The organism is Fervidobacterium pennivorans DSM 9078, from assembly GCF_000235405.2.
GTDB classification, from domain to species: domain Bacteria; phylum Thermotogota; class Thermotogae; order Thermotogales; family Fervidobacteriaceae; genus Fervidobacterium; species Fervidobacterium pennivorans.
In genome coordinates this window covers 2,020,331-2,042,810 of the sequence record NC_017095.1, presented here as the reverse complement: position 1 = coordinate 2,042,810, position 22,480 = coordinate 2,020,331, and the positions used below count along the sequence as shown (strand labels likewise).

The 22,480-nt window shown below is 38.0% G+C and carries 21 protein-coding genes; 11 read left to right on the top strand and 10 right to left on the bottom strand.

Annotated features, from left to right (window positions below; all coding sequences use genetic code 11):
- Positions 1–31: 31 nt before the first annotated feature.
- The 8 genes from amrA to FERPE_RS09540 all read left to right on the top strand — a co-directional run bounded on the left by amrA (position 32) and on the right by FERPE_RS09540 (position 8,759).
- Positions 32–550 (top strand): AmmeMemoRadiSam system protein A, encoded by a 519-nt coding sequence (gene amrA, locus FERPE_RS09575; RefSeq protein ID WP_014452425.1) that lies wholly within the window; start codon positions 32–34, stop codon positions 548–550.
- Between the two features lie 70 nt (positions 551–620).
- Entirely contained in the window at positions 621–1,919 is a 1,299-nt protein-coding gene (locus FERPE_RS09570) for a hypothetical protein (protein ID WP_014452424.1), read from the top strand.
- A gap of 34 nt (positions 1,920–1,953) precedes the next feature.
- The gene (locus FERPE_RS09565) at positions 1,954–2,814 is read left to right on the top strand and encodes a tRNA (adenine-N1)-methyltransferase (protein WP_041263536.1); all 861 of its coding nucleotides are present in this window, start codon (positions 1,954–1,956) and stop codon (positions 2,812–2,814) included.
- Positions 2,815–2,845: 31 nt separating this feature from the next.
- Complete coding sequence (locus FERPE_RS09560) at positions 2,846–4,069, top strand: S41 family peptidase (RefSeq protein WP_014452422.1); 1,224 nt, start codon at positions 2,846–2,848, stop codon at positions 4,067–4,069.
- 81 nt (positions 4,070–4,150) lie between these two features.
- Positions 4,151–4,702, top strand: coding sequence for a hypothetical protein (locus FERPE_RS09555; protein ID WP_014452421.1), 552 nt, complete (start codon positions 4,151–4,153; stop codon positions 4,700–4,702).
- Between the two features lie 43 nt (positions 4,703–4,745).
- Complete coding sequence (locus FERPE_RS09550) at positions 4,746–5,156, top strand: hypothetical protein (RefSeq protein ID WP_014452420.1); 411 nt, start codon at positions 4,746–4,748, stop codon at positions 5,154–5,156.
- Between the two features lies 1 nt (position 5,157).
- Complete coding sequence (locus FERPE_RS09545) at positions 5,158–7,542, top strand: efflux RND transporter permease subunit (RefSeq protein ID WP_014452419.1); 2,385 nt, start codon at positions 5,158–5,160, stop codon at positions 7,540–7,542.
- Positions 7,542–8,759, top strand: a complete 1,218-nt coding sequence (locus FERPE_RS09540; protein WP_014452418.1) for a glycosyltransferase family 4 protein — start codon at positions 7,542–7,544, stop codon at positions 8,757–8,759. The genes FERPE_RS09545 and FERPE_RS09540 overlap by 1 nt, the downstream gene beginning before the upstream one ends.
- A gap of 79 nt (positions 8,760–8,838) precedes the next feature.
- On the opposite strand, the gene rsgA is transcribed toward FERPE_RS09540, so the two are convergent.
- Genes rsgA through FERPE_RS09515 form a run of 5 tightly spaced genes read right to left on the bottom strand, consistent with a single transcriptional unit; the run spans position 8,839 to position 13,335 of the window.
- The gene (gene rsgA, locus FERPE_RS09535) at positions 8,839–9,726 is read right to left on the bottom strand and encodes a ribosome small subunit-dependent GTPase A (RefSeq protein WP_014452417.1); all 888 of its coding nucleotides are present in this window, start codon (positions 9,724–9,726) and stop codon (positions 8,839–8,841) included.
- A gap of 3 nt (positions 9,727–9,729) precedes the next feature.
- Positions 9,730–10,518, bottom strand: coding sequence for a PASTA domain-containing protein (locus FERPE_RS09530; RefSeq protein ID WP_014452416.1), 789 nt, complete (start codon positions 10,516–10,518; stop codon positions 9,730–9,732).
- 13 nt (positions 10,519–10,531) lie between these two features.
- Complete coding sequence (gene rlmN, locus FERPE_RS09525) at positions 10,532–11,593, bottom strand: dual-specificity RNA methyltransferase RlmN (protein WP_014452415.1); 1,062 nt, start codon at positions 11,591–11,593, stop codon at positions 10,532–10,534.
- 39 nt (positions 11,594–11,632) lie between these two features.
- Positions 11,633–12,400, bottom strand: a complete 768-nt coding sequence (locus tag FERPE_RS09520) for a radical SAM protein (RefSeq protein ID WP_014452414.1) — start codon at positions 12,398–12,400, stop codon at positions 11,633–11,635.
- 47 nt (positions 12,401–12,447) lie between these two features.
- Complete coding sequence (locus FERPE_RS09515; RefSeq protein WP_014452413.1) at positions 12,448–13,335, bottom strand: radical SAM protein; 888 nt, start codon at positions 13,333–13,335, stop codon at positions 12,448–12,450.
- 205 nt (positions 13,336–13,540) lie between these two features.
- On the opposite strand from FERPE_RS09515, the gene FERPE_RS09510 reads away from it, so the two are divergent.
- From FERPE_RS09510 to FERPE_RS10795, 3 genes are read left to right on the top strand one after another with little or no spacing between them, the layout of a single operon-like run.
- Positions 13,541–14,545 (top strand): M42 family metallopeptidase, encoded by a 1,005-nt coding sequence (locus tag FERPE_RS09510; protein ID WP_041263535.1) that lies wholly within the window; start codon positions 13,541–13,543, stop codon positions 14,543–14,545.
- 6 nt (positions 14,546–14,551) lie between these two features.
- Complete coding sequence (locus FERPE_RS09505) at positions 14,552–15,526, top strand: hypothetical protein (protein ID WP_014452411.1); 975 nt, start codon at positions 14,552–14,554, stop codon at positions 15,524–15,526.
- A 45-nt stretch (positions 15,527–15,571) separates the two neighbouring features.
- Positions 15,572–16,381 (top strand): ComEA family DNA-binding protein, encoded by an 810-nt coding sequence (locus FERPE_RS10795; RefSeq protein WP_014452410.1) that lies wholly within the window; start codon positions 15,572–15,574, stop codon positions 16,379–16,381.
- An 11-nt stretch (positions 16,382–16,392) separates the two neighbouring features.
- On the opposite strand, the gene FERPE_RS09495 is transcribed toward FERPE_RS10795, so the two are convergent.
- The 5 genes from FERPE_RS09495 to FERPE_RS09475 all read right to left on the bottom strand — a co-directional run bounded on the left by FERPE_RS09495 (position 16,393) and on the right by FERPE_RS09475 (position 22,422).
- Positions 16,393–17,826: an HD domain-containing phosphohydrolase gene (locus FERPE_RS09495; RefSeq protein WP_014452409.1), complete on the bottom strand. Its 1,434-nt coding sequence runs from the start codon at positions 17,824–17,826 to the stop codon at positions 16,393–16,395.
- Positions 17,827–17,893: 67 nt separating this feature from the next.
- On the bottom strand, positions 17,894–19,249 hold the full coding sequence (locus FERPE_RS09490) for a sensor histidine kinase (protein ID WP_014452408.1): 1,356 nt from the start codon (positions 19,247–19,249) through the stop codon (positions 17,894–17,896).
- 97 nt (positions 19,250–19,346) lie between these two features.
- A complete protein-coding gene (locus FERPE_RS09485; RefSeq protein ID WP_014452407.1) occupies positions 19,347–20,813 on the bottom strand; it encodes a substrate-binding periplasmic protein in 1,467 nt (488 codons plus the stop codon).
- A 77-nt stretch (positions 20,814–20,890) separates the two neighbouring features.
- Positions 20,891–21,445, bottom strand: coding sequence for a VanZ family protein (locus FERPE_RS09480; protein ID WP_014452406.1), 555 nt, complete (start codon positions 21,443–21,445; stop codon positions 20,891–20,893).
- A gap of 32 nt (positions 21,446–21,477) precedes the next feature.
- Positions 21,478–22,422, bottom strand: a complete 945-nt coding sequence (locus FERPE_RS09475; protein ID WP_014452405.1) for an MBL fold metallo-hydrolase — start codon at positions 22,420–22,422, stop codon at positions 21,478–21,480.
- Positions 22,423–22,480 lie beyond the last annotated feature (58 nt).

Genomic DNA, 22,480 nt, shown 5'->3' with positions numbered 1-22,480 from the left:
GCAAGATTACTGTGGCAAGGGGGGGACCAATATGATAGGCGAGCACCCTTACGTAAAATGGGCTATAGAAGTGATAGAAAATTACGTCAAGCACAGAAGGATTATAGAACCACACGAAGGTTTACCCAAAGAGCTTTTTGAAAGAAGGGCTGGATGTTTTGTAACCTTACACAATACAGATGGCTCGTTAAGAGGATGCATTGGAACATTTATGCCCGTTCGTGAAAATCTTGCATACGAGATTCGTGACAACGCAATAGCAGCTTCAACTCGTGACCCCAGGTTTCCACCAGTCCAACCTTACGAGCTTGATAACATCATCGTTAACGTTGACGTTCTTAGCCCATATGAACCGGTGAGAAGTATCGCTGAACTTGACCCAAAAAAGTATGGAATAATCGTTCAAAAAGGATGGAGAAGAGGATTACTTTTGCCAGATATAGAAGGTGTAGATACGGTTGAAGAACAAATACGCATAGCTAAACTCAAAGCAGGGATATTTGACGATGATTTTGAAATATACAAATTCACAGTCGAAAGATACAAATGATGTTTTCAGAAGCCCAAAATGGAGTTACACTGCAGTGCCGTGAACTAAACGGCACGGAGGTGAGTAATTGATGGCAACAAAAGGTAGTGAAAGGTATAACCTAAGAAAATTGAGAACAGAAGATATTAAAGACATAGTCGTCCTATCGTTTGGCTTTTTTGGGATTGGTTTTTTCATACCAACATACATTTACATAATGCTCAACTTCTTGCTGAAGTCTTCTATTCCCAAGTCGATTTTGCTTGGAAGCTTTTATTCGGAGCTGATATTAATAGCTTTCTTCAAAGAGAAAATACTGTTTCTTTTTGAAATGACCAGAACAGCTATAGGTCGAAGAACACCATACATACTTGTGTTTGGAACAATGTCTGCCTTTTTGCTTTCCACAATTTATAACTTGCTAACAGTTGACAAAAATTTATTTAGTCTCGTTTTTGTTGTGATAACCTTCAACTTTTCATTATTTATCTACGCACTTTCTTTGCTTGGCATGTTAGAGGACAAAAAGAATTATTTCAACCGAATGCTACTAAATCTTCAACCCACGCTTTGGAGTATTATAGGTGCGGTTTGGTCATACGGTTACTCCGTCAGACTTTTGACAACAGATTCGAATAGGGAAATAGTCTCACATGCCAGTCTTTTGTTCTTTTTTTCCGTATTTGCTGTGGCATTTTTAATAGTTGAGGATAAGAAATACAAAGTAGAGCTTAGTGTTAGTGAAAAAGCGGAAATATACGATAAATTCCAGGCAAAGAAGATTTCTTGGAAGGTGCTTAACACAAGTAGTCAGCAAATCTTAAAATACGGACTTGCGAAAGTGCTTCTTTACCAAATTGAATTCCTGTTACCTTTGCATGCATGGTATTTGCTAAACATTCGCAAAGGTATACCTACCGAGTTTGATTCTGCCAAAACTTTATATTTCTTTGTTCTAGGCTACGTTTTAAACACTGTTTTAGTCACCTTTTTCAAAAATTATTCTAAAAAGCTCGACCTATTAGGTCCTGTGAGTACTGCATTTGCACTCTTTATTTATGCAACAACTTTCATACTTCCAACAACAGGTTGGTTATTTACCTCTGTTTTCTTAGTTGGTTTCCTCATTTGTCACCAAATACAAAAGCGTCTTGGTTTTACCCTTCCGGGAATAGTGAGATTTCTATCAGAATACAATTCGAATAATGAAACGAATAGATTTGAATCCCGCCCAGTAAATCTTCTTGGAGTATACATATCTGTTATCTTAGCAGGGAGTCTTATAGATGTCATTGGCATACAATCATCAAGTTACATTCTTGGTCTATTAATCGCTGGATTAGTAGTTATTGAACTTTTGACCTCCCATGCTAAAATTAAAAATAAATAACAGTGACTGAAAAGAGAAGGCAGGTGTGAACAAGTTGATAAAGGATGGAGACAGAGTCTTGCTATATGGCGAAGATGGAACTAAGTTCCTTGTTAGAGTTGAGGCGGGAAAAAAGAAAGGAACCCACCTCGGTGTTGTTGAATTCGATACAATTATTGGAAAAAACTACGGGGACGTAATTACTATAGGAAAAACAAACAAATCCTATTACCTCTTACAACCCACTTACATCGATGACATATTCTCGATGAAAAGAAAAACACAAATTATTTATCCCAAGGATTCGAGCTACATTGTAATGAAACTGGACATTAAACCGGGTAGCAGAGTTATCGATACCGGTGTTGGTAGTGGTGCTATGTGTGCAGCAATGGCAAGGCTTGTGGGAAGCGAAGGAAAAGTCTATGCTTACGAAAGAAGGGAAGATTTCTACAAACTCGCAACTCAAAACCTCACGGAATGGGGACTTATAGATAGGGTCGAGTTAAAATTGCGTGATATTGCTTTCGGCTTTGACGAAACAAACGTAGATGCACTGCTTTTGGATGTGCCAGACCCTGAGAATTACATACAAGTTTGTTGGGAAGCGTTAGCTGGAGGGGGACGGATAGGTGTAATCTGCCCAACGGTTAATCAGGTCTCTATGGTGCTTGAGAAAATGTACGAATTGCCTTTCATAGATGTCGAAGTTTGGGAAACTTTGATGAGACAGTTTAAACCTTACCCAAATAGACTGAGACCTGTTGACAGAATGGTTGCACACACAACTTATATGATTTTCGCAAGAAAGGTGAATTCTTTTGTCAAAATCAAAGAAGAGTCAAGAGAAGAGCAAATGAAAGAAACAGAGGCAATAATCCAAAGTGAAAATAAAAACGAGAATGTAAACATTTAAAATTCTGCAATTTGGAAGGAAGGTGTGAAGTATGAGAAAGATTTTTAAGGGAGTTCTTTCATACGTCTTTTTAGCTATTGTAGTTGTTGTATCAAGTATGATTCTATCTGGTGCCTCTGATAAGGAGCTGCTGAATTACATTTCGCCACTTTACGAAACACTCTATAGAATCAATTACAACTACTACGACATCAAAAACGTTAATTTCAACAAACTCATAGACTCCGCTATAGATGGTATGATCAAAGGTCTTGGAGATGATTTCAGTTACTATTACCCACCATCACAGATGACTGAACAACAAATAGAAATGGAAGGTCAATACGGCGGGCTTGGTATCGAAGTAACCTACGACAGTGAGAACAGAGCCGTTAAAGTTGTAAGTCCAATGTATGGAACACCCGCATGGCGTGCAGGACTGCAAGCAGGAGACCTTATTATCGGTATCGACGACCAACCAGTGAGCGAAATGGAGTACATGGAAGCGGTTAACAAAATGAGAGGAAAACCTGGAACTTCCGTAAAACTGACAATAAAACGCGGAAGTGAGATTATTGAGGTTACTATAGTTCGAGAAATCATCCAGATAGTTCCAGTCAAGTCAGGGATAACAGAATATGGAAACAAAAAGATAGGTTATGTTCTTTTAACTAAATTCAACGAACCTGTCCCAAACGAATTACAAAAAGCTCTCAGAAAACTCTATGACAAGAAGATAGACGCATTGATTCTTGATTTGCGCAATAATCCTGGCGGGTTGCTTGATGTTGCAATTCACGTGGCAAATCAATTCTTAGACGCAGGTAAGGTTATCGTCTCTGTAAAAGATAGAGACGGAAAAATCACCGAGCGCTATATTAGTCAAGGCAATAATTATCCAAAGGTTCCTATGGTAGTTCTCATAAACAATGGTTCTGCATCCGCTTCGGAAATCGTTGCCGCTGCGCTCAAAGAAAACGGAAGAGCTGCACTCATAGGTCAGAAGACATTTGGAAAAGGGTCCGTGCAAAGAGGATTCCCACTTAGCAACGGTGGAACTGTCTTTTTGACAATCGCACATTACTTAACACCATCTGGAAAAGATATACACAAAGTCGGAATTGAACCAAATATCAAAGTAGAGGAAACACAAGGAACAACAAGTACTCCAGGAAAGATTGATGCTAAAGCATACACGTTAACCGAGATAGAAGTTGACCAGAATGATCCCGTTGTAAAAGTTGCCCTCGATTACCTTGTAAAACAACTCAAGTAGTGAACTTTCGAGTTTGTTAAAGCGCCTTATCGTTTCGACAAGTCAAGGGTTGTATAACAAAAAGAAAGCGAAGTTTGAGAGATGAGATTAGAATTTTATGCATTTGTCTTTTTTCTTTTCTCAGTTGTCACTTTAGGTATTTTGATTCCGGAAAGAAAACCCGTAACGATGGAGGAGGTTTTACCTTCTCCGTCTCTTTTTTTGAGAAATCCTTATAAGTATCTCATTTTAAGAAAAACGAACGAGATAAATCAGCAACTGTTTTTTCTCGAATACAAAAGAAAAATAAAAGTATATGACGACTCAAAAACTCTTGAGCAAATGATATTTTCGATTCAAGACAGACGCGCTGCTAAATATGTAACAAAGAAGGTTTGGCACTACTGGTGGGGATATGGATTAGAATGGATAAAGTATAAAATCAAGCATATTGACCTTTTATGGTATCCAAGAATATACTTAAGTAGAGAGCCCTATCTTCCAGACAAAACCTTTGGTGACGCTCTGTGGAAAGCGCTCAACGGAACAAATGCATCTTTTCGACTGGGCAAATCCGACGAAGAGATAGCAAGATTAATCGCGGAAAAATACAATGTAGAGTTCGTGGGTGCAACACAAATTCCAGCTCACTAAAACAAAATTTATAGATGCAGGAAAACAAGGGGAGATCCAGTTAATGGCAAAAGTAAAATCAACAGCAACTAACGAAATGATAAAATCACTTATAGCACTTTTATTCTTAATCGTTCTTTATCCATGGTCTGCCAAATACTTGAACTTGGGAGTATTTCTTTTAGACCCTGAGGTCTTTAACTTTTTCATGCTTTACCTTCCAACCCTTGTCTTTTTCTCAAGTTTGTTCTTAGATGTAGAAGAAGTTTTCCAGGAAGTTCAAAGGCTTATCGTATACTCATTAACTCCGATTTTTGCGTTTAGACTCGGATGGTATGGATTTTCTTTCCAATACGGTTATGTGGTATGTTATACGCTTGGTAATTTCATAAAACCGCATTTTCAGAAGCGTTTCCCTGTAATTATATTCAACGGATTAGCATTGTTACTACTTTTAGTATGGAGGGCGAGCTGAGTTGGAAAGGTTTGCTAAATGGTATGTGGAAACTATTCTTAGCAATCAAAAAAAGGTTGCTCTGACATTAATTATAATTTCCACGCTACTGGGCCTTTACGCTATTTTAGGATTGAGAATCAACGCAGATATAACTGGATTAGCACCGAAGGACGATCCAAGATTCCAGGACCTTGTGAAATATACTTCAGAGAAGGTAACTTCTAATACGTTAATAGTTGCCATTGATGGTGTAAAAACAAGTAACCCAGATACCATTGCCAAAATGATTAAAGAACTTTTTGAGAATACCCCGTATGTAAACCACGCAGAGCCATTTGACAACCCAGAAACGTTGGTTAAATATGGAATGCTTTCTTTTGGCGAGGGAACTATCAACGATACCATTAGGTACTACCAGTCACTTATGAGGGTAGAACCGAAAACACTCGTTGACTTCAGATTCTGGAGAAATGTAGGTTCTGCACTTTATGATTTGCACAGCTATATCCAGAGTATAGTAGAAAAAAGTGGTATAAAGAAATATTATTTGCTCTCACCCGACAAAGAACTTTTAGTCATGAATTTTTCCATGAAAAAACCCATGTCTGATGTAAAATTCGTTACTGAGGCTATTCGAGAGCTGAAAAAATTATCAAGGAAATTCGAAAACCAAAATAACGTTAAAATATATTTTACTGGCGGTGTGATGTCCACATACGAAGCAAACCTCCAGGCATCGAAAGACTTTACGCTTACTACTTTCATATCTCTTGTCGCAATTATACTTATAATAATCCTCGGTTTTGGCAATATATGGGAGCTCCTTATCCTCTTTACAGGACTTTTAATGGCAATGGGTATCACACTTGGACTTATAACCTTATTCTTAAGAGAATTGAATATAGTAACCACCTTCGTTAACGCTATGCTGTTGGGAATGGGCATTGATTACGCCATGTATATTGTTACAAGAATCCAGGAACGATTCAATATTGAAGGTGTTTCACATCAAAGCATAGTAGATGCATTTATTGAAAATTTTAGACCATCGTTCATATCTATGGCAACGACATCACTTGCATTCCTTGGAATGCTCTTGAGTCCTTCTAATGCAATTAAACAGATGGGTTTTTCCGTAGCTCTCGGTGTTGTTGTTTACTTCTTTGTTTTTAACACACTTGCACCAATAGCTCACAATATGCTCTTGCCAAAATTCAAAAGCCGTCAAAGGGAAACTTATGTGAGAGTGGTTGATATAGTAAGAAAGAGCCGTGTACTAATGACATTGACAATAATAACTACGTTGCTTTTGGCAGCTGTTGGAATTTACTCAATCATAAATTTCTCATATACAACTTCCAGCTTGGTCCCAAAGAAATCAGAAACAAATATTACCAGCGAACTAATATCTAAAAAGTTTGGTAGCATTGCTTCCAGCGATATAGTCATAGCAGCAGCAACGTCTGAAGAATTGCAGAGTTCCCTTGAGAAACTCAAGGAACATGGTTTGATAACTTCCGACTTTTCAATACTTACGTTTATCCACAATCCTGAAAAGATAGCAGAGGAAAAATCCAACATCTACGTTCAAGTTCTTGAGATAACTAATACACCGTTTTTAGAAATTCTCTTTAGAAAGTATGGTCTTTACGAAAGCTTTGTTTCAACAGTTGACGTGATAAAAAATATCTCGTCAACAGAAGACCTTTTTAAACTCATGGAGAAAGATATCCCAAGTTTGTTCTACGAGGATATCCACGGGAAAAAATACCTGCTTGCGTTTGTGACACCCGCAATAGAAATTTGGACGGGCAACAACATAAAAATTTTCTTCGAGTCGATTAAAAAAATAGGAAACATAAAAACTTACGGATACACCACCCTCTTTTATGGAATTATTGAGGAATTGCTAATCTCTACAACTTGGGTTTTTGGTATAGTCTTTTTGATAGAATTTATAATCCTTTACATCGACTTTAAAAATGTTAGAAAAGCTTGGAATATAATATTCTTGACAACTTTGAACACTCTTGCAGCCTTTGGTATTTCTTATATTATAGGTATCAAAACAACCTTCATTACATTTATCGTTCTACCAATATTCTTAGGAATAGGTGTTGACAGTTTAGTTGAATTAGACCATAGCATTCGATACGGAAAAGAGAGTATCATAAAAACAGAAAAAGCTGTCATTATGAGTGTCCTCACAACGGTTGCTTCATTTGGTAGTTTTATATTTGCTCAAGGGCAGTTGCTTAGAGAGTTTGGCTTTGTCACATCAGCAGGTCTTATAGGTGCTCTGCTTATTTCGTTCTGCTGGTACCTTAACACAGCAGAGAAATCGTATCGTGAAACAAAAAAAGTTGAAGCATCGAACCATGCCATCAATGAGGAGGATAATTGATGAGGATATTGATGATATCGGATACGTACTTGCCTCAAATAAATGGTGTTGCTACTTCTATTTATCTATCAAAAAAATATTTGGAGATGCGAGGACATGAGGTCTTTATAGTCGCTCCTGTAAAACCGGAAGGTGAAGAGAAAATTCTTTTAGTTCCAGGCATACCTTTTCTTTTTGAAAAACAACACAAGGTAGTTTTTGCAAATCATATAAAAATTATAGAATTTGCACTCGAAAACAAAATAGAGATAATCCACAGCCACGACCCTATGGCACTTGGTATGAGGGCACTAAAGGTCCAAAAAGATTTGAAATTGCCACACGTTCATACCTATCACACGCTTTTAACGGAATACAGACATTACGTTCCGCCACCGTTTACTCCAGATAGAAGAACCGTCGAAGAATTTTCAAAATGGTTTTGCAACAAAGTCAATATCGTCATAGCGCCCACAGAGGAAATAAAACAGGAACTTATATCTTACGGTGTCCGGCGACCCATTGAAGTTGTTCCAACGGGTATCGATACGATAGAATTTTCTCAACCGCCAGAAAAGGATATTCGGAAAGAATATGGCATACCACAAGATGTCACCTTACTTATGTACGCAGGAAGACTAGCAAAGGAGAAAAATTTAGAGTTCCTCTCAAAAGTGGTTGCTCGTTATATGCATGAAAACAGCAACGTATGGTTTTTAATTGTAGGTGACGGACCGGAAAGAAAAGCTCTTGAGAGTTTCTTTGAAGATGAAGGACTTATGGGTAGAACAATCTTCACAGGATACATTCCCCACAAAGAGATTAAAGATTACTACAAAGCTGCGGATTTGTTTGTCTTCGCATCTCTCACAGAAACTCAAGGATTGGTCGTTCTCGAAGCTTTAGCAAGTGGCACACCCGTTGTTGCAATAGCTTACAAAGGCATAGCAAATGTGCTTGTGAATGGCGAGGGAGCCTTAACCACTGGTATCGATGAAGAGGAGTTTTATCAAGCAATAAAAATTGCTTTGGAAAGAAGAGAAGAACTCTCTAAGAAAGGTATTGAATATGTAGAAAAATACTGGTCGATGAATACAATGGCTGACAAGTTGGAAAAAATCTACCAAACAGCAATACAACAAGGCTTCATCGACTTTACAATGCCATCAATAATCAACACATCATTACAATTGAAACTGAATGCTATATTCAAAAAGCTCATTGAACTCTTCGATTAGATAAAAAAACGAAAAGCGCTCCAAAAATCATGTGGAGCGCTTTTATTTTTAAACCCAACAAATCTTGGGGTTTTTAAACTCATACGCTTGTTTCTTCAATCTCGAGCAACTCATTTAAGAATTTCACATAGCTCTCATATCTTGTAGAACTTATCTTCCCCTTTTCAACAGCCTTTTTTACATAACATTCTGGTTCGTTCAAATGCAAGCAATCTGGAAAAAAGCATTTGTCATTTTCAAATTCAATAAATAATTCGCGTAGTTCCAAAGGCTTTATGTGTGAAATCTCAAGACTTGCAAATCCAGGAGTATCAACTACCCACCCACCAAAAGAAAGTGAGAGTAGCTCAGCTGCAGTTGTTGTGTGCTTGCCTCGTTCCAGTTTTTCGGAAATCTCGCCTGTTCTTAGTCTAAGTGTACTTTCCAACGCGTTCAACAAACTGCTTTTTCCAACACCAGACATCCCAGCAAAGACAGATACTCTTCCTGTAAGATACCTTTTTAGGTCCTCTAAACCTATCCTTTGAGTCACGCTTGTCTTTATTATTGGATAAAGCTTCCCATATATCGATTCGAATTTTTGTATCTGTTCTTCGGACAACAAATCCACTTTGTTGAGAGCTATAACAATAGGTAGATTCTCATATTCCACCAGAACAATGAATCTATCAAGTATATCGTATGGAACTTCCGGCTTTTCAAGGGTCGTAACTATAACCACTTGGTCCACATTTGCAACACTCGGCTTTTTGAGTTCGTTGCTTCTATTGAGAATATTTTCCACAACACCTTCGTTACCAACCACCCTTACAAACTCAACAACATCTCCAACAATAGGTCTGATACCTTGTTTTTTGAATTTACCACGTAGCTTGCACAGAAGCTTTTCACCGTTTTCAAGGTCTTGTACAACCAAAAGGTTAGAATAAAATTTGATAACTCTTCCCAATCTTCTTCCCTGTTTCATATTTTAAAACTGCCCCCCTTGGAAGTTTGAATTATTTGTACTTTCTTGGTTTTCCTGACGTTTCCCGATATCCTCTGGTGTAGAAACAGGTGTCGGGGCAGTCTGTCCAAAGTTTTGAGATTCAGTAGGGACAGATGGAGGTATAACCTCCAGTGCATTTTCTGATGCAGAATATGGCAACTTTATATCACTCGATTCAGCTGAATTCTGAGCGTTTTCAGGAATGCTCGTGTCTGTTTTACCAGATCCACTACTTACAAACAATGTAACAATATCGCCCGTGACGACTTTGTTACCAGGAGTTGGTGATGTTTGTATAACTGTGCCACCCAATTCCGCCTCTGGGACCTTTTTGATGGTTGAGTGTATTCCCATCAAATCAAATATCTTTTGAACACTCTCATACCATGTCCCTTTAAAATCTGGAAGAATAAGAGATTTTTGAACTGCATTTTCTGTGAAAAGCTTTACTCTTCTCCCTTTTTTCACAACGGTATTTCCTGGTGGGTCCATATTAATTACTCTTCCTGCATCTCCAACTTTCTCAACCTTGAAACCCAAATCTTTCAGCTGTCTTTCTGCAATCTGAATATCAGCCCCTACAAAATTTGGAAGTAGCACGGTCCCTTTTTTGGTTTCCAGGAACATTACCAGATAAAAGGTAAGTAATCCTGAAATAATCGCCAGAATTATGACTATTACAACTAAGACTGGGAAAGAGATGATAGTTACGCCAATGTGTTTTTTCTTCTTTGAAGAACCGTTTGATTTTTTGATTCTCTTATCTATCAACAGCACCACTCCCTTATTTAGTCTGTTTCGCTTTCCTGCTTGTAATGTGCCTTCTTCTCAGCTGCCCACAAGCTGCGTCTATATCTGTTCCCTTTTCTCTTCTTATCTCGTTTTCGATGTTATGCTTATCTAATATTTCTTTGAACCGTTCAATAGCCCAGTGATGTGGTCTTTCCATTTTGATTTCGCTGTCGGTTTCAACAGGATTAACAGGAATAAGGTTCACGTAAGCACCTATACCTCTGAGAAGTTCCGCAAGCTTTTCTGCATCGTCCACAAAATCGTTGAATTCCCTAATGAGAATGTATTCAAATGTAACTCGATTTTTGGTAATCTTTTGATATTCTTTGACAGCATGGATTATCTCTTCGACAGAGTACTTTCTGTTCATAGGGATAATCAAGTCTCTTTTGTAGTTCGTTGGTGCATGCAACGAAATTGCCAGTTTTACCTCGGGCAAATCGTTCGCAAGTTGCACTATCTTTTCCGGTATACCTACCGTTGATATCGAAATTCTTCTCATACTTATATTCTTACCTTTCTTGTGGTTCAATATACGCACACTTTTTACCACTTCGTTGTAATTTAAAAGCGGTTCTCCCATACCCATGTAAACGATATTACCGATGTTCACACGCCTTTCTTTTTCCATCGCAATAACTTGAGCAACAATTTCACCAGCAGAAAGATTTCTGACATAACCGCTCTGACCAGTTGCACAAAATGCACATTTAACGGGACAACCGACTTGAGATGAGATGCAAGCAGTTACTCTATCAGGGTGGAACAACAAAACGGATTCTATAGTGTTGCCATCTTCCAGTTGCCAGAGAAATTTGGTAGTTTTATCGATTTTGGAAATTTGCATATCCAACAACTCAGGTATTCCTATGTAGAATCTTTCCGAAAGCAGAGCCCTATGTTCCTTCGATAAATTTGTCATCCCGTTAAAATCAAATGCCTTTTTTTTGAATATCCAATCCCACACCTGGTCAACCCGGAATTTTTCAAGTCCAAACTTTGAAAATTCTTCAACCAGTTCTTCATAGCTAAAATCAAGAATGTTCTTTTTCATATATGTCACCTTCACTTCTTCGTATTTTTATCTCCAAAATCATATAACATAGAATGAACAACAACCTTGGAAATCGTAACTTTTCGTTATCGGCTTCACAATGAACCCTGCGTACTTTTGCACCTTTTCTTGTAACACTTTTCTGTATTCACCTTTCGGTTGCATACAACCGAGCACAACATTCTTAAATAAATCACTTGCTTTCGCAAATATCTGCACTATCTCTTCGATTTCTGGTGGTTGACAATTCGCATACTTTGTTAATGGAGTAGGAATAAATACGTTCAACACAATACTTTCGAAATATTTCGAAAGTATTTCTATCGCTTTCTCCTCGTGAGATATTTTACCACATAACACACCTATCGTCACATGTGGCACTTTTTTCACTTTTAATGGCAAAACCGCGTTCAGAATCTGCTCAGGTCCTCTCTCTATACCGTATACTTCTCTAAGAACATTCTTATCAGCGTAGAAATCAAAACTCACCACGTCGGCAACTTCTTCAATTTCATAGGGTGGCTGTATAGGAAACCCAATGTGGAAGTTATACTTCAGACCATGCTTTTCCTTGAGCTCTTTTAAATAACCTATGTATGTGCCAAAAGGTATTTCACCATTTGGTAACATTCCACCACTGATGAGGAAAGATTTGTATCTGTCTACATACTTTTCCAGTTCTTCAACGTGAACCATATGCTTTAAATAATGACCGCCACAATGTGCACAGTTAAGTGGACATCCACGAGTAACAGTAACGGATAATGTCGCGGATGGGTCTATCCCTGTGAATGAACTTCCACTCATACGATGGCTCTCCTTTTTGGATTTAGGAACTGCGAATCTTTATAATTTTATAACCTGCATCTCCAATCAACCGGTGCTGTTGTAACTCTTTCTTTTTCATCGAGTTGCATCCAACCATCGAGGTCTAGTTCTATTAATTTATCAAGGGCACTTTCATACTCTTGTTTTGTTATCTTTCTGCCTATCAATGGGTCATTTTTTGCACCAAAGTGTGGTATGTATTGAGACATCAAGGCAACAGGTATTCTTTTGTCAAGTTTAGCAACGAACTCGAGGGCTTTTTCGTGACCACTGACGTTGTTTGGCAAAACGAGTATTCGTATTATCAACCCTTTCATCCTCGCTTCATCGAAAGGACCAACTTGCCGATACATCTCAGCAATTGCTTGCTGTGCAACATCCCAGTAATCTGGCACCTTTGAATACCTTTTTCCATACTCGTTATCCGTGTACCTTATATCGGCAAGATATATATCAATATATCCTTCGATTTCTCTAAGTATTTCCACACGCTCGTAGCTTGATGTGTTGTAAACAACAGGTAATGAAAAGCCTCTTTCCTTAGCCATATCCAATGCCTTAATAATCCAGGGTAGATGGGGGGTTGGGGTGACCAAATCAAGCGTTGTTGCACCCGCTTCTTGGACCTTTAGAAATGCGCAAGCTAACTCCTCAACTGTAATCTCAAACCCCACACCCCTTTGTGAAAAACCCATGTTCTGACAATATATGCACTTCATCTGGCAGCCTGTAAAAAACACGGCGGCGGCACCTTTTTCTCCTGACAAAGGTGGTTCTTCACCTTTATGCAAGACGATATTGGAAAGCTTTGGGAGATAACCTACTGTGCAAACACCTTTATCGGTTCTTCTATCTACTTTACACATTCTCGGACACAAGGTGCATTCATTGAGCACTTCCAATTCAAGTGCCATATTTCTCGCGCTCCCCTTAGATTAAATCGAAAATTTTTGCAATTCTGATTATACCACACAAAAGTGCTCGAAAAATTTAGATTGTGTTTAGATTGTGTTGTTTAAACCTTAATTAATTGTTTGTCCCATCCATAAGTTGTGGTATAATTGAATTTAGTGAAAAAACAAGCACAAAACTAAAAACAAAACGGGGGTGTTCATTGTGTTGGAAACATTGGTTGAGAAACTGACGATGGCAAAGAGCCCAAGTGGAAGAGAATCGGAGATAACCCAGGTAATCCTCAAGGAACTTGAAGGACACATCGATGGTTACAGAATAGACAAGATTGGTAATTTAATTGTATGGAAGAAGGGAAAGAGTGATAAAAAAGTCCTTCTTGATGCTCATATGGATGAAATCGGCGTTGTTGTTACAAATATTGATGATAAAGGTTTTCTCAAAATAGACAGAGTCGGAGGCGTTTCTCCATACACGATATACCAATCGAGGTTGAGATTTGGGGATGTTATTGGTATTGTAGGAATCGAAGGTGAAACACCTGAAGAACTTCAAAACAACATCCAAAAGATGTCGTTTGAAAAACTCTTTGTTGATGTTGGTGTGAAATCAAAAGAAGAGGCTCAAAGACTTTGCCCAATAGGAACATTTGGAACATTTGATAGCTACTTCCACAAACAAGGTGAATATTTAATAAGCAAATCTATGGATGATAGAATCGGATGTGCAGTTATCATCGAGGTATTCAAACGTATCAAAGAACCTGTTAACACTATATACGGTGTTTTTGCCGTTCAAGAAGAAGTGGGACTTATTGGTGCCCACGTGGCTGGATACGATATAGACCCTGACGTTGCAATAGCCATTGATGTTACAGGTGTTGGAGATACGCCAAAAGGATTGAAGAGAGTACCTATGGAACTTGGGAAAGGTGCTTGCATAAAAATCAAAGACATGGCTTCTATAAGCAATAGATACATTGTTGACAAACTAAAAGAACTTGCAGAAAAACACAACATACCACACCAGATGGAAGTGTTGATATTCGGAGGTACAGATGCGGCTGGTTATCAGGCAACGAAAGCAGGTATACCAAGTGCTACAATATCGATACCTACAAGATATATCCACACTCCAAATGAAATGGTCTACGAACCAGATGTGGAAGCTACGATAGAACTTACCATAAAATATTGTGAAGAGGGGCTATAATTCAGGATGAAGCAAAGAATCCCAATAGGCTCAAGAAAATGGAAAGAAATAACGGATTTTGATTTGAAAGTCCTCTCGGTTGTTATCATAGTCCTTTCGTTAGCCACTATATCGCTGGCTTTGTATGCGTTTTACTTAAAAATGCAAAAATCAAAAGTGGAGGTTGTGATAAAAGACTTAGGTGCTAACGCTAATCCACCCGTTGAAAAAACTCTGAAAACGGCAACCCAAACTATAATAATCATTGAGCCAGCTCCAGAAAGTACACTTTCTCAACTCACACCATCGGTATCTTTTGCTACTGATACTACAACTACCACAACTAAATCTGAACAAGCATTACAGATTCCAGCTCAAAAAAGCGAGCAAACAGAAAATTTGATACCTCTCACACAAGCAACAAAGACGACTTCTATTGAAGATGCAAAAACTTCCGAAAGCAAAACAGTGCAGCAAGCTCCATTAACTGTATCGGAAACTCAACAACCAAAGCCAGAACAAGATGAAAACAAATTTCTCAAAGATATCACAAAATTCGATTACAACCTTTTAGTTTCGAGAATGGCAGAGAACTTACCAGAAAGCATTTTGACGGATGCTTATGTATACATCGTCGATGGAGAAACAGCTCTAAAGATTGCCAAATTAACACAAAACTATATATTAGATCGCGTTAGTGAGAGCAAATATATTATCGTAACACCGACCAATGTGATGCCCGAGCTAAATCCTTCCAAGGGGTTCTGGACGATAAAAACGGACCCAATATCCAGTTCGAAAGAAGCGTTCAAATCAGTGGTTAATTTAAGAACACTGGGCATAAGTGCGTTCAGTATTTCCACAAACGCAGGATATGTCATCTGCCTTGGCATTTTCACCAACGAAAACCAAGCGAAGAGTTTTTATTATTCTCAAGACTGGGCAGAATTATCAAAATACGGTCACATAGCAGGGGCAAAGGTAAGCAGAATAGGAGGGTAAAAGACAAGCAAAACGAACGGGGTGTGTCTCAGGGGGATTTAAATCATGTTTACGCTTGGGAATTTTTCTTATGGTTCTGGATCGAAGGAAAATCGCAACTTTTCTGATTCTCGCTTCTCGAATTCGTTTTTAAAATCCTTTGTGGAATTCTTTAAAAGTGCTTATGAGAAATTTTCAAAAGAACAGCACACATTCTTTTTGATATTTTCCGCACTGATAGTTTTCTCAGGTGTATTTTTTCATCCCAGTTACGACAGACTTAAGTCCCAAGTTTCCAGTTTAAATGACCAACAAAGTGAAAACCAAAATGGCTTAACTGCACAAACCCAACGTAACTACGTGCCATCGATAATAGAGTTGAACACCGCATCAATTGAAGAGCTCCAGACACTACCGGGAATAGGACCTGCAAAAGCACAAGCGATAATTGAATACAGAAAAGAGCACCCATTTACAAAACCGGAAGACCTGATGAACGTTCCCGGGATAGGTCAAAAAACTTATGAAAAATTGAAAGAACGAATAAAAGTTGAGAACTTGGGCGTTCAAGTTCAAAACAACACTGTTCAGCATGTAACCACTCTTGAAAAAGAAAATAAAGACGAGTCTATTGAGCAAAAGAATAACGAATTACAACCAACTCAGGTAAGTTTAAGCAACGAAAAGATTAACATTAACACAGCAAGCTTGGAGGAACTTGAAAAGCTCCCCGGTATTGGTCCTTCAAAAGCACAGGCGATTATCGATTACCGCACTAACAATGGTCCCTTTAAAAGCATTGAAGAAATAAAAAATGTAAAAGGAATAGGTGAAAAAACATTCGAAAAGTTGAAAGATTTAATAACGGTGCACTAGTTTTTTTCTGATCACTCAGTTTTTGAATTTTTGAAATCGTATAAGTTTCTAGCCTCTTCATAGTTTTCAAAAAAGATTTCGCACACTCTTGGGTCAAATTTCTTACCGCAATTTTCTTTTATGTATCTAAGCGTATCCTCTTCACTCCATGCAGGTCTATAAACCCTATCAGAAAGTAGTGCATCGTAGACGTCGACTATACTAACGATTCTACCTTCAAGTGGTATCTCTTCCCCTTTTAATCCTTTCGGGTACCCTGTTCCATCCCAATTCTCGTGATGATAAAGTGCGATATTTGCAGCCAACTTGAAGAGCGGATGTTCAACAGTGGAAAGAATTTCATAACCAATGACCGTGTGTCTTTTCATGATTTCAAATTCCTCATCCGACAACTTCGCGGGTTTATTCAAAATAGCATCCGGTATACCTATTTTTCCAACATCGTGGAGCATTGCGGCGATTTCGAAGAACTCAAGATATTCCCCCTCATATCCAAATTTTGATGCAAGCAACTTAGCAAGCTTTCCAACTCTTCTTACGTGCTCGCCAGTCTCAAGCGACCTTGTCTCAGTAACTTCTGAAATGATATAAATTACTTTGTAGAGTGTTTCTATTAAATCTTTTGACAGCACGTAATTATTTACAGTGACTAAGTAACGCTCCAAAAACATAGATATGATATTCAATTGATGGAGTGTCAGCGGTTTAGAAAATTCTACTTTCATTTTCTCGCTTATGTCTCTTTCTTTCCTCAAACTAAATTCTACGCTCTTGTCATGATCCCAAGACAGATTTACAATCGGAAAAGTTCCGTTGAATTTGTCAGTTTTTATCTCGCCAAGTTTCTCAATCTTCACAGTCAATCCTAGGATTTTAGAAAAGCTGTCCAGTGCTTCTGTTAACGTATCTTCAAAATCTTGAACATTCGAATTGAGCACAACAGAGGAATAGAATGCGCTACGTTCTAAAAGTCTCTTTTGGGTTTCAAGTTCCACGATGTCCCTATACTCACGCAATCTTGCGATTATCATGGTAAACAAACCATTACTTGAGAGCTCTGCTTTTTCTCTGTAGTCATTTATATCGTATTTAAGAACAATTTCTCTTGGTGGTGCGAACCCTGGTTGACCTGTCCTGATGACAAGCCTTATATATGGATTTTTCAACTCCTCTCTGATATATCTAACCAATTCAAGTCCTGACATATCTTTTTCCATAACAACGTCAATTATAGCCAAGGCTATATCTGGCACATTTTGGAGTATTTTCTTAGCTTCTTCTGAAGAAAACGCGCTGTAAAGTTTTACCTTCTTTCCCTCGAACTCTATATCCCTAGCAACCACCGATGTGATAGCATGCACATCGGGTTCATCATCTACAACCAAAATTTTCCAAAATTCCCCGTTACTTTCCTTTGATGCCGATTTCTTCAAGAAGCTAGGCACGTTTTCTTCACCTCACAGATAGCAAAAAAGTTACTGGTGTTTATAGGGGTAAAATTACACCTCCAAATCACCCGTTCTTTTTTGTCAAAGGTATTTTAATTCGTAATGTTGTCCCTTTTCCAATCTCACTTTCAAGTTCTATATCGCCACTGAGTACATCGACAACAAGACTGTAAACGATACTTAACCCCAAGCCTGTTCCAGATTCTTTATCAGTTGTGTAAAACGGCTCAAAAGCTCGTTTTTTCGTTTCCTCATCCATCCCTTTCCCGTTATCCGAAAATGTTAAGAGCAGATATTCTTTATCACTTTGGCTTTTTATCTTCTCACACCTTATCATTATCTTGCCAGGATTATCGTATTCAAAAGCATGGACTATTGCGTTGTCTATCAAATTCATCAATATCTGCGCTATTGCGCCTGGGATGGTGTAAACTACAAGGTTATCATCTATCTCTGTGACAACCTCTATCTTTGTCTTTCTCAACCTCGGGTGCATTGCGTTCAAAACATCGTTAACAACAGATTTTACATTGATTTCTGACCATGTTTGTACCATCTCGTTCAAGGCAGTGCGTTTCAAACTTTGGACAAGTTCTATGATTCTTCTCGCGTTCCGGAGCATTATTTGAGTTAGTTCTAATATTGTGTCTACACAGCTTTTGAACTCCTCTTCGGTGAGTTCATCCGCTTCGAATTTCTTTACTACGTTAACAAGTCTATTTTGCTGTTCAGTCAGTGAGGAATATATAATCCCCGCAGGAGTGTTAATATCGTGTGCAATATTTACCATCAGTTTCCCTAACGCAGCCATTTTCTCTGCGTTGATTATTTTATTCTGTGTCTCTTCGAGCTCGTTAAATGCTGCTTCAAGTTCGGCATTCAGTTCATTGAGTTCATCGACCATGGCTGCAAGCTCTTTATTCTTTTTTACATTTGAAGCCAAAAGGAAAGATACTATGTAGAATAACACAGCACCAGTTCCCGTGACAACCAAAAATTTCCTAGCTGAATTATCTGTATAAGTGAAAATAACCTTCCCAACGTAGGTATCTGCATAGATTAAACTAAACACTCTAACAAATCGCTTTGTTCCAAATAATAAATCAAACGTTGTCAGCTTCGACTCTTTCTCTTTGACCGCAAGCTTGTCGTTCTTGTCATCGTAAATTACCACAGATACTATCTCCTCTTTTTCAATCACAACTGCGGCAAGTTGCTCAATCACTCTTTTATCATAAGTCCAAGCAGGATATGAAAGGCTAACAGCAACGTTTTTCATAAAAGTTTCCATTTGTTTTTTCCAACTACTGTAGTAATTGGTTGCATACCATACAAAAAGGATGGTGATAATTACGAGTATAACGATGTTAATAACCAAATAAATCCTGTCAGTCTTTCCTTTTTTATTTTTGTCTCTCATATTATCACCTACTAAGGTCATCAAAAAACTAAGTCAAATAAAAATTAACGCACGCCATCTTATTTTGGTCCTCAATATCATTATATCACAATCTCTTTCATCTCCAAAAATCGTCATAAGTTATCCCATATTTCCTCAAAATTCTCAAATATTCATCTGTAAGCTTAAACTCTTTCAATCTTTGAGAGAAAACGTTTGATAGATAACTTCCCTGATAGTTTTTCGAGAAAGCCAAGTAATAAATCATCTTCTCTCCAAAAACAGGTGAGCACTCGACATCAACATCTAACTCTTTTGCTAATTCTTTCCCAACCATTGAGTTAGAGACAAAAAGTTCTATCCTACCACTTTTTAAAAGCTTAAAGCCGGTGATGTCATCTGGAACAGCTATCTTTTTGAACTTTGCGTCCCAGAACCAGTCGCCATAAGCATAACCTTCGCTATAGCCACATAACACGCTGTTTGGTATATCTTCCAAACGTGAAAAGTTAATTTTTGAATTTTTAAGCTTAAACAAAACATCCTTTCCTGTGCTAAGTGGTTCTTCTGGAAATCTTAAGAACGCCAAGCGTTCTTGGGTAATCCTCAAACTCATAATTCCATCGTAGGCTCCGATTTTCATCAATTCTACACACCTTGACCATGGAAATGTCAAAAAACTTGCCTCGTACCCCATCTTACTTAAAACTGCCCTAACAACGTCAACATCCACACCTACCCATTCTTTCCTTACCGTGTCGTACCATTCGTATGGTTCCCAATCAACCGCAAGTATCTCAACAACGTTCCCAGGAATGACATAATCATTCAGACCGTATTTTTTTATAAGTGCCCTCACTACTCCATCTTTGTGTAATTTCTCCAAAGCAATCTGTATCTTAGCCACAACATCTTTGTCTACGCTCTTTGAAAGAACAACGTAATGGTAATACTTCTCCGAAGGATCTTTCAAGGTTTCGAATTTTCCTTTTGAATTTTTAAGTGTATATCCAAGCGCGAGGCTGGAATAAAACACTGTATCTATTTCATTGCCTTCAAGTGCTTTGATAGCGTCGTTTATGCTCTTGAACGCAATAGCTTCCTGCCTTAAACCAATAGAAGGTAAGCTTTCTGATGTTACTGTGTCACCAATAACACCTATCTTTACATACTGTCTCTCAGCAAATCTCATCAAATCCATTGAATTAACAAGAAACATCTCTCTCAATCCGTAAAGTGGAGGCTGGAGATACGTAGCATAACTTTCGCGTTTCTCACTATAAGCAGCTCCAATAAATATTTGAATCTCATTTTTCGAAAGTGCGTTAAAAATTTCAGAGATACTTCTCAACTCTTTCGATTTGTATTCTATCCGAATCCCTTCACTTCTCAGTTCTTTGTTCATTTCTTGAACGATGTCGTGGCAAAGACCTGTTATATTGCCACCACTTAACATGAACTTTGGTTCAGCATTTTGAGCGTATGTGTAGAGGATTTTTTGACTGAAACTTGGAGAACTAAACAAAAGCAAAGCAACCACTACAAAACTACTAAAGATCCGCTTAAGCATGCTTTTCATACGCATCTTCTCACCTCTCAGGTAAAACAACATTTAAGATACAATCAACAACCTTCAGCCGTCTTTAACAACCTCGAACAAGTTCATTTGAACACCTTAATTAATCTTTTTACTCCCCAGAAAACAGCAAGTAGCAAGAAAAATACAACAACACCAACTAATGCTCCAAAAGCATCAATAACGACATCGTTGAGTGAAGAACCCCGGCGATAGAAAATTTGGTTGTATTCATCAAAAATCGCATACGTTGAAGGAATTGTAAAACCTGTTATCCCCGATATTATTATGTCCCCCTTCCACCAAAAAAATGTTAAGGCAACTAAAAATCCAAATACAAAATACAACCCAAAATGTGCCGTCTTTCTAATCAACATCTCCGCTGGCACGTATTCTGTTCCAAACCAAATCAACTTCAACTTTCTCTCAACTCTTTTGAAAAGCTGCGTGTCGGAAAAATCCAAAATACTATCGATTTTCTTTATAACATTATACGCAAAACTCGATTGCTGGTGCGATTCTTCAGGCGGTCGGGTTGAGAAATAAAATATAGTAGCAACCCAGAACAAAACACCAGCAAATAATACTACCAAGGTAACCTTACGCACATTTTCCGAACGTTTTTTTAAAAATCCCTCCATTGCATTCAAACCTCCGATTTTTGGTTCTTAGCTCAATGCATCCGAATATACTCTAATTTCTCTCTTTCAAAAGTAAGACCTACCTCGTTTACACTAACCAGATAACTACAATAGGCTTTGAGAGTTTGGAGCAGTAACACATAAGATGTTGCATCAATTGGAATTGAGAAGTTAGATGCAATCTCGCTCAAAATCTCATCTATCGTCATCGGTTCCACGAGAATTCTCAAAATAAAGTTTAAAATATCTTCTATAACCTTCCCATTTTCCCTCACTAGTTTTAAAAACTCCTCTTTTGAACTTTGCCAATTGTCCTTACTAAAGTCAAAAATCTCACCGTGACTTGGTACGATAACATCTATGTTTTCTACCCATTTATTTAGACCTTGCAGAGTTTTCAGATGTTCGCGCACGTCATATAAGAAATAAACCTTGTATTTTTCTATTGTTTGCATAGAAACGACAGCATCGGCTACGAACAACACCCTCTTTGCACCATCATCAATCAATATTCCAACCATATCAAAAGAGTGTCCTTTGAGTGGTATGATTTCAACATCGAGTTCAGAAGACCAACCATATTCTACAATGTCTGTAACTATTGAAGGTTTTGCCATTAGAAATTTGTTATCTATTCCTTCAAAAAGAGGTCCTCCCCAGAGATACATAGGCTCAAGCTGGGGATGTTCAATGAAAACACTTTCAAAATCCGTTGTGTAAATTTTGCACTTGGTTTTCCCTTGCAAAAAACTATTTCCTCCAATGTGGTCTGCATGGAAGTGTGAATTAAGTATAGATAACTTAGTCACACCTTGGCTTTCAAGGTATTTCTGTATCTTTTTCCCATACTCACTGCTACTTCCGGTATCGATAACCAAGCACTCGATTTTCCCCATGTTGTGTTTGAAGTAAAACACCACATTAACAGGCGCCCTCAACACCTTTACAGATTCTGTTACATCGATTATCTCGTACATATCCTCAGCTCCTATAATTGCTCTCCTATTAATTATAACACCTCAAAACTTCTAGCTG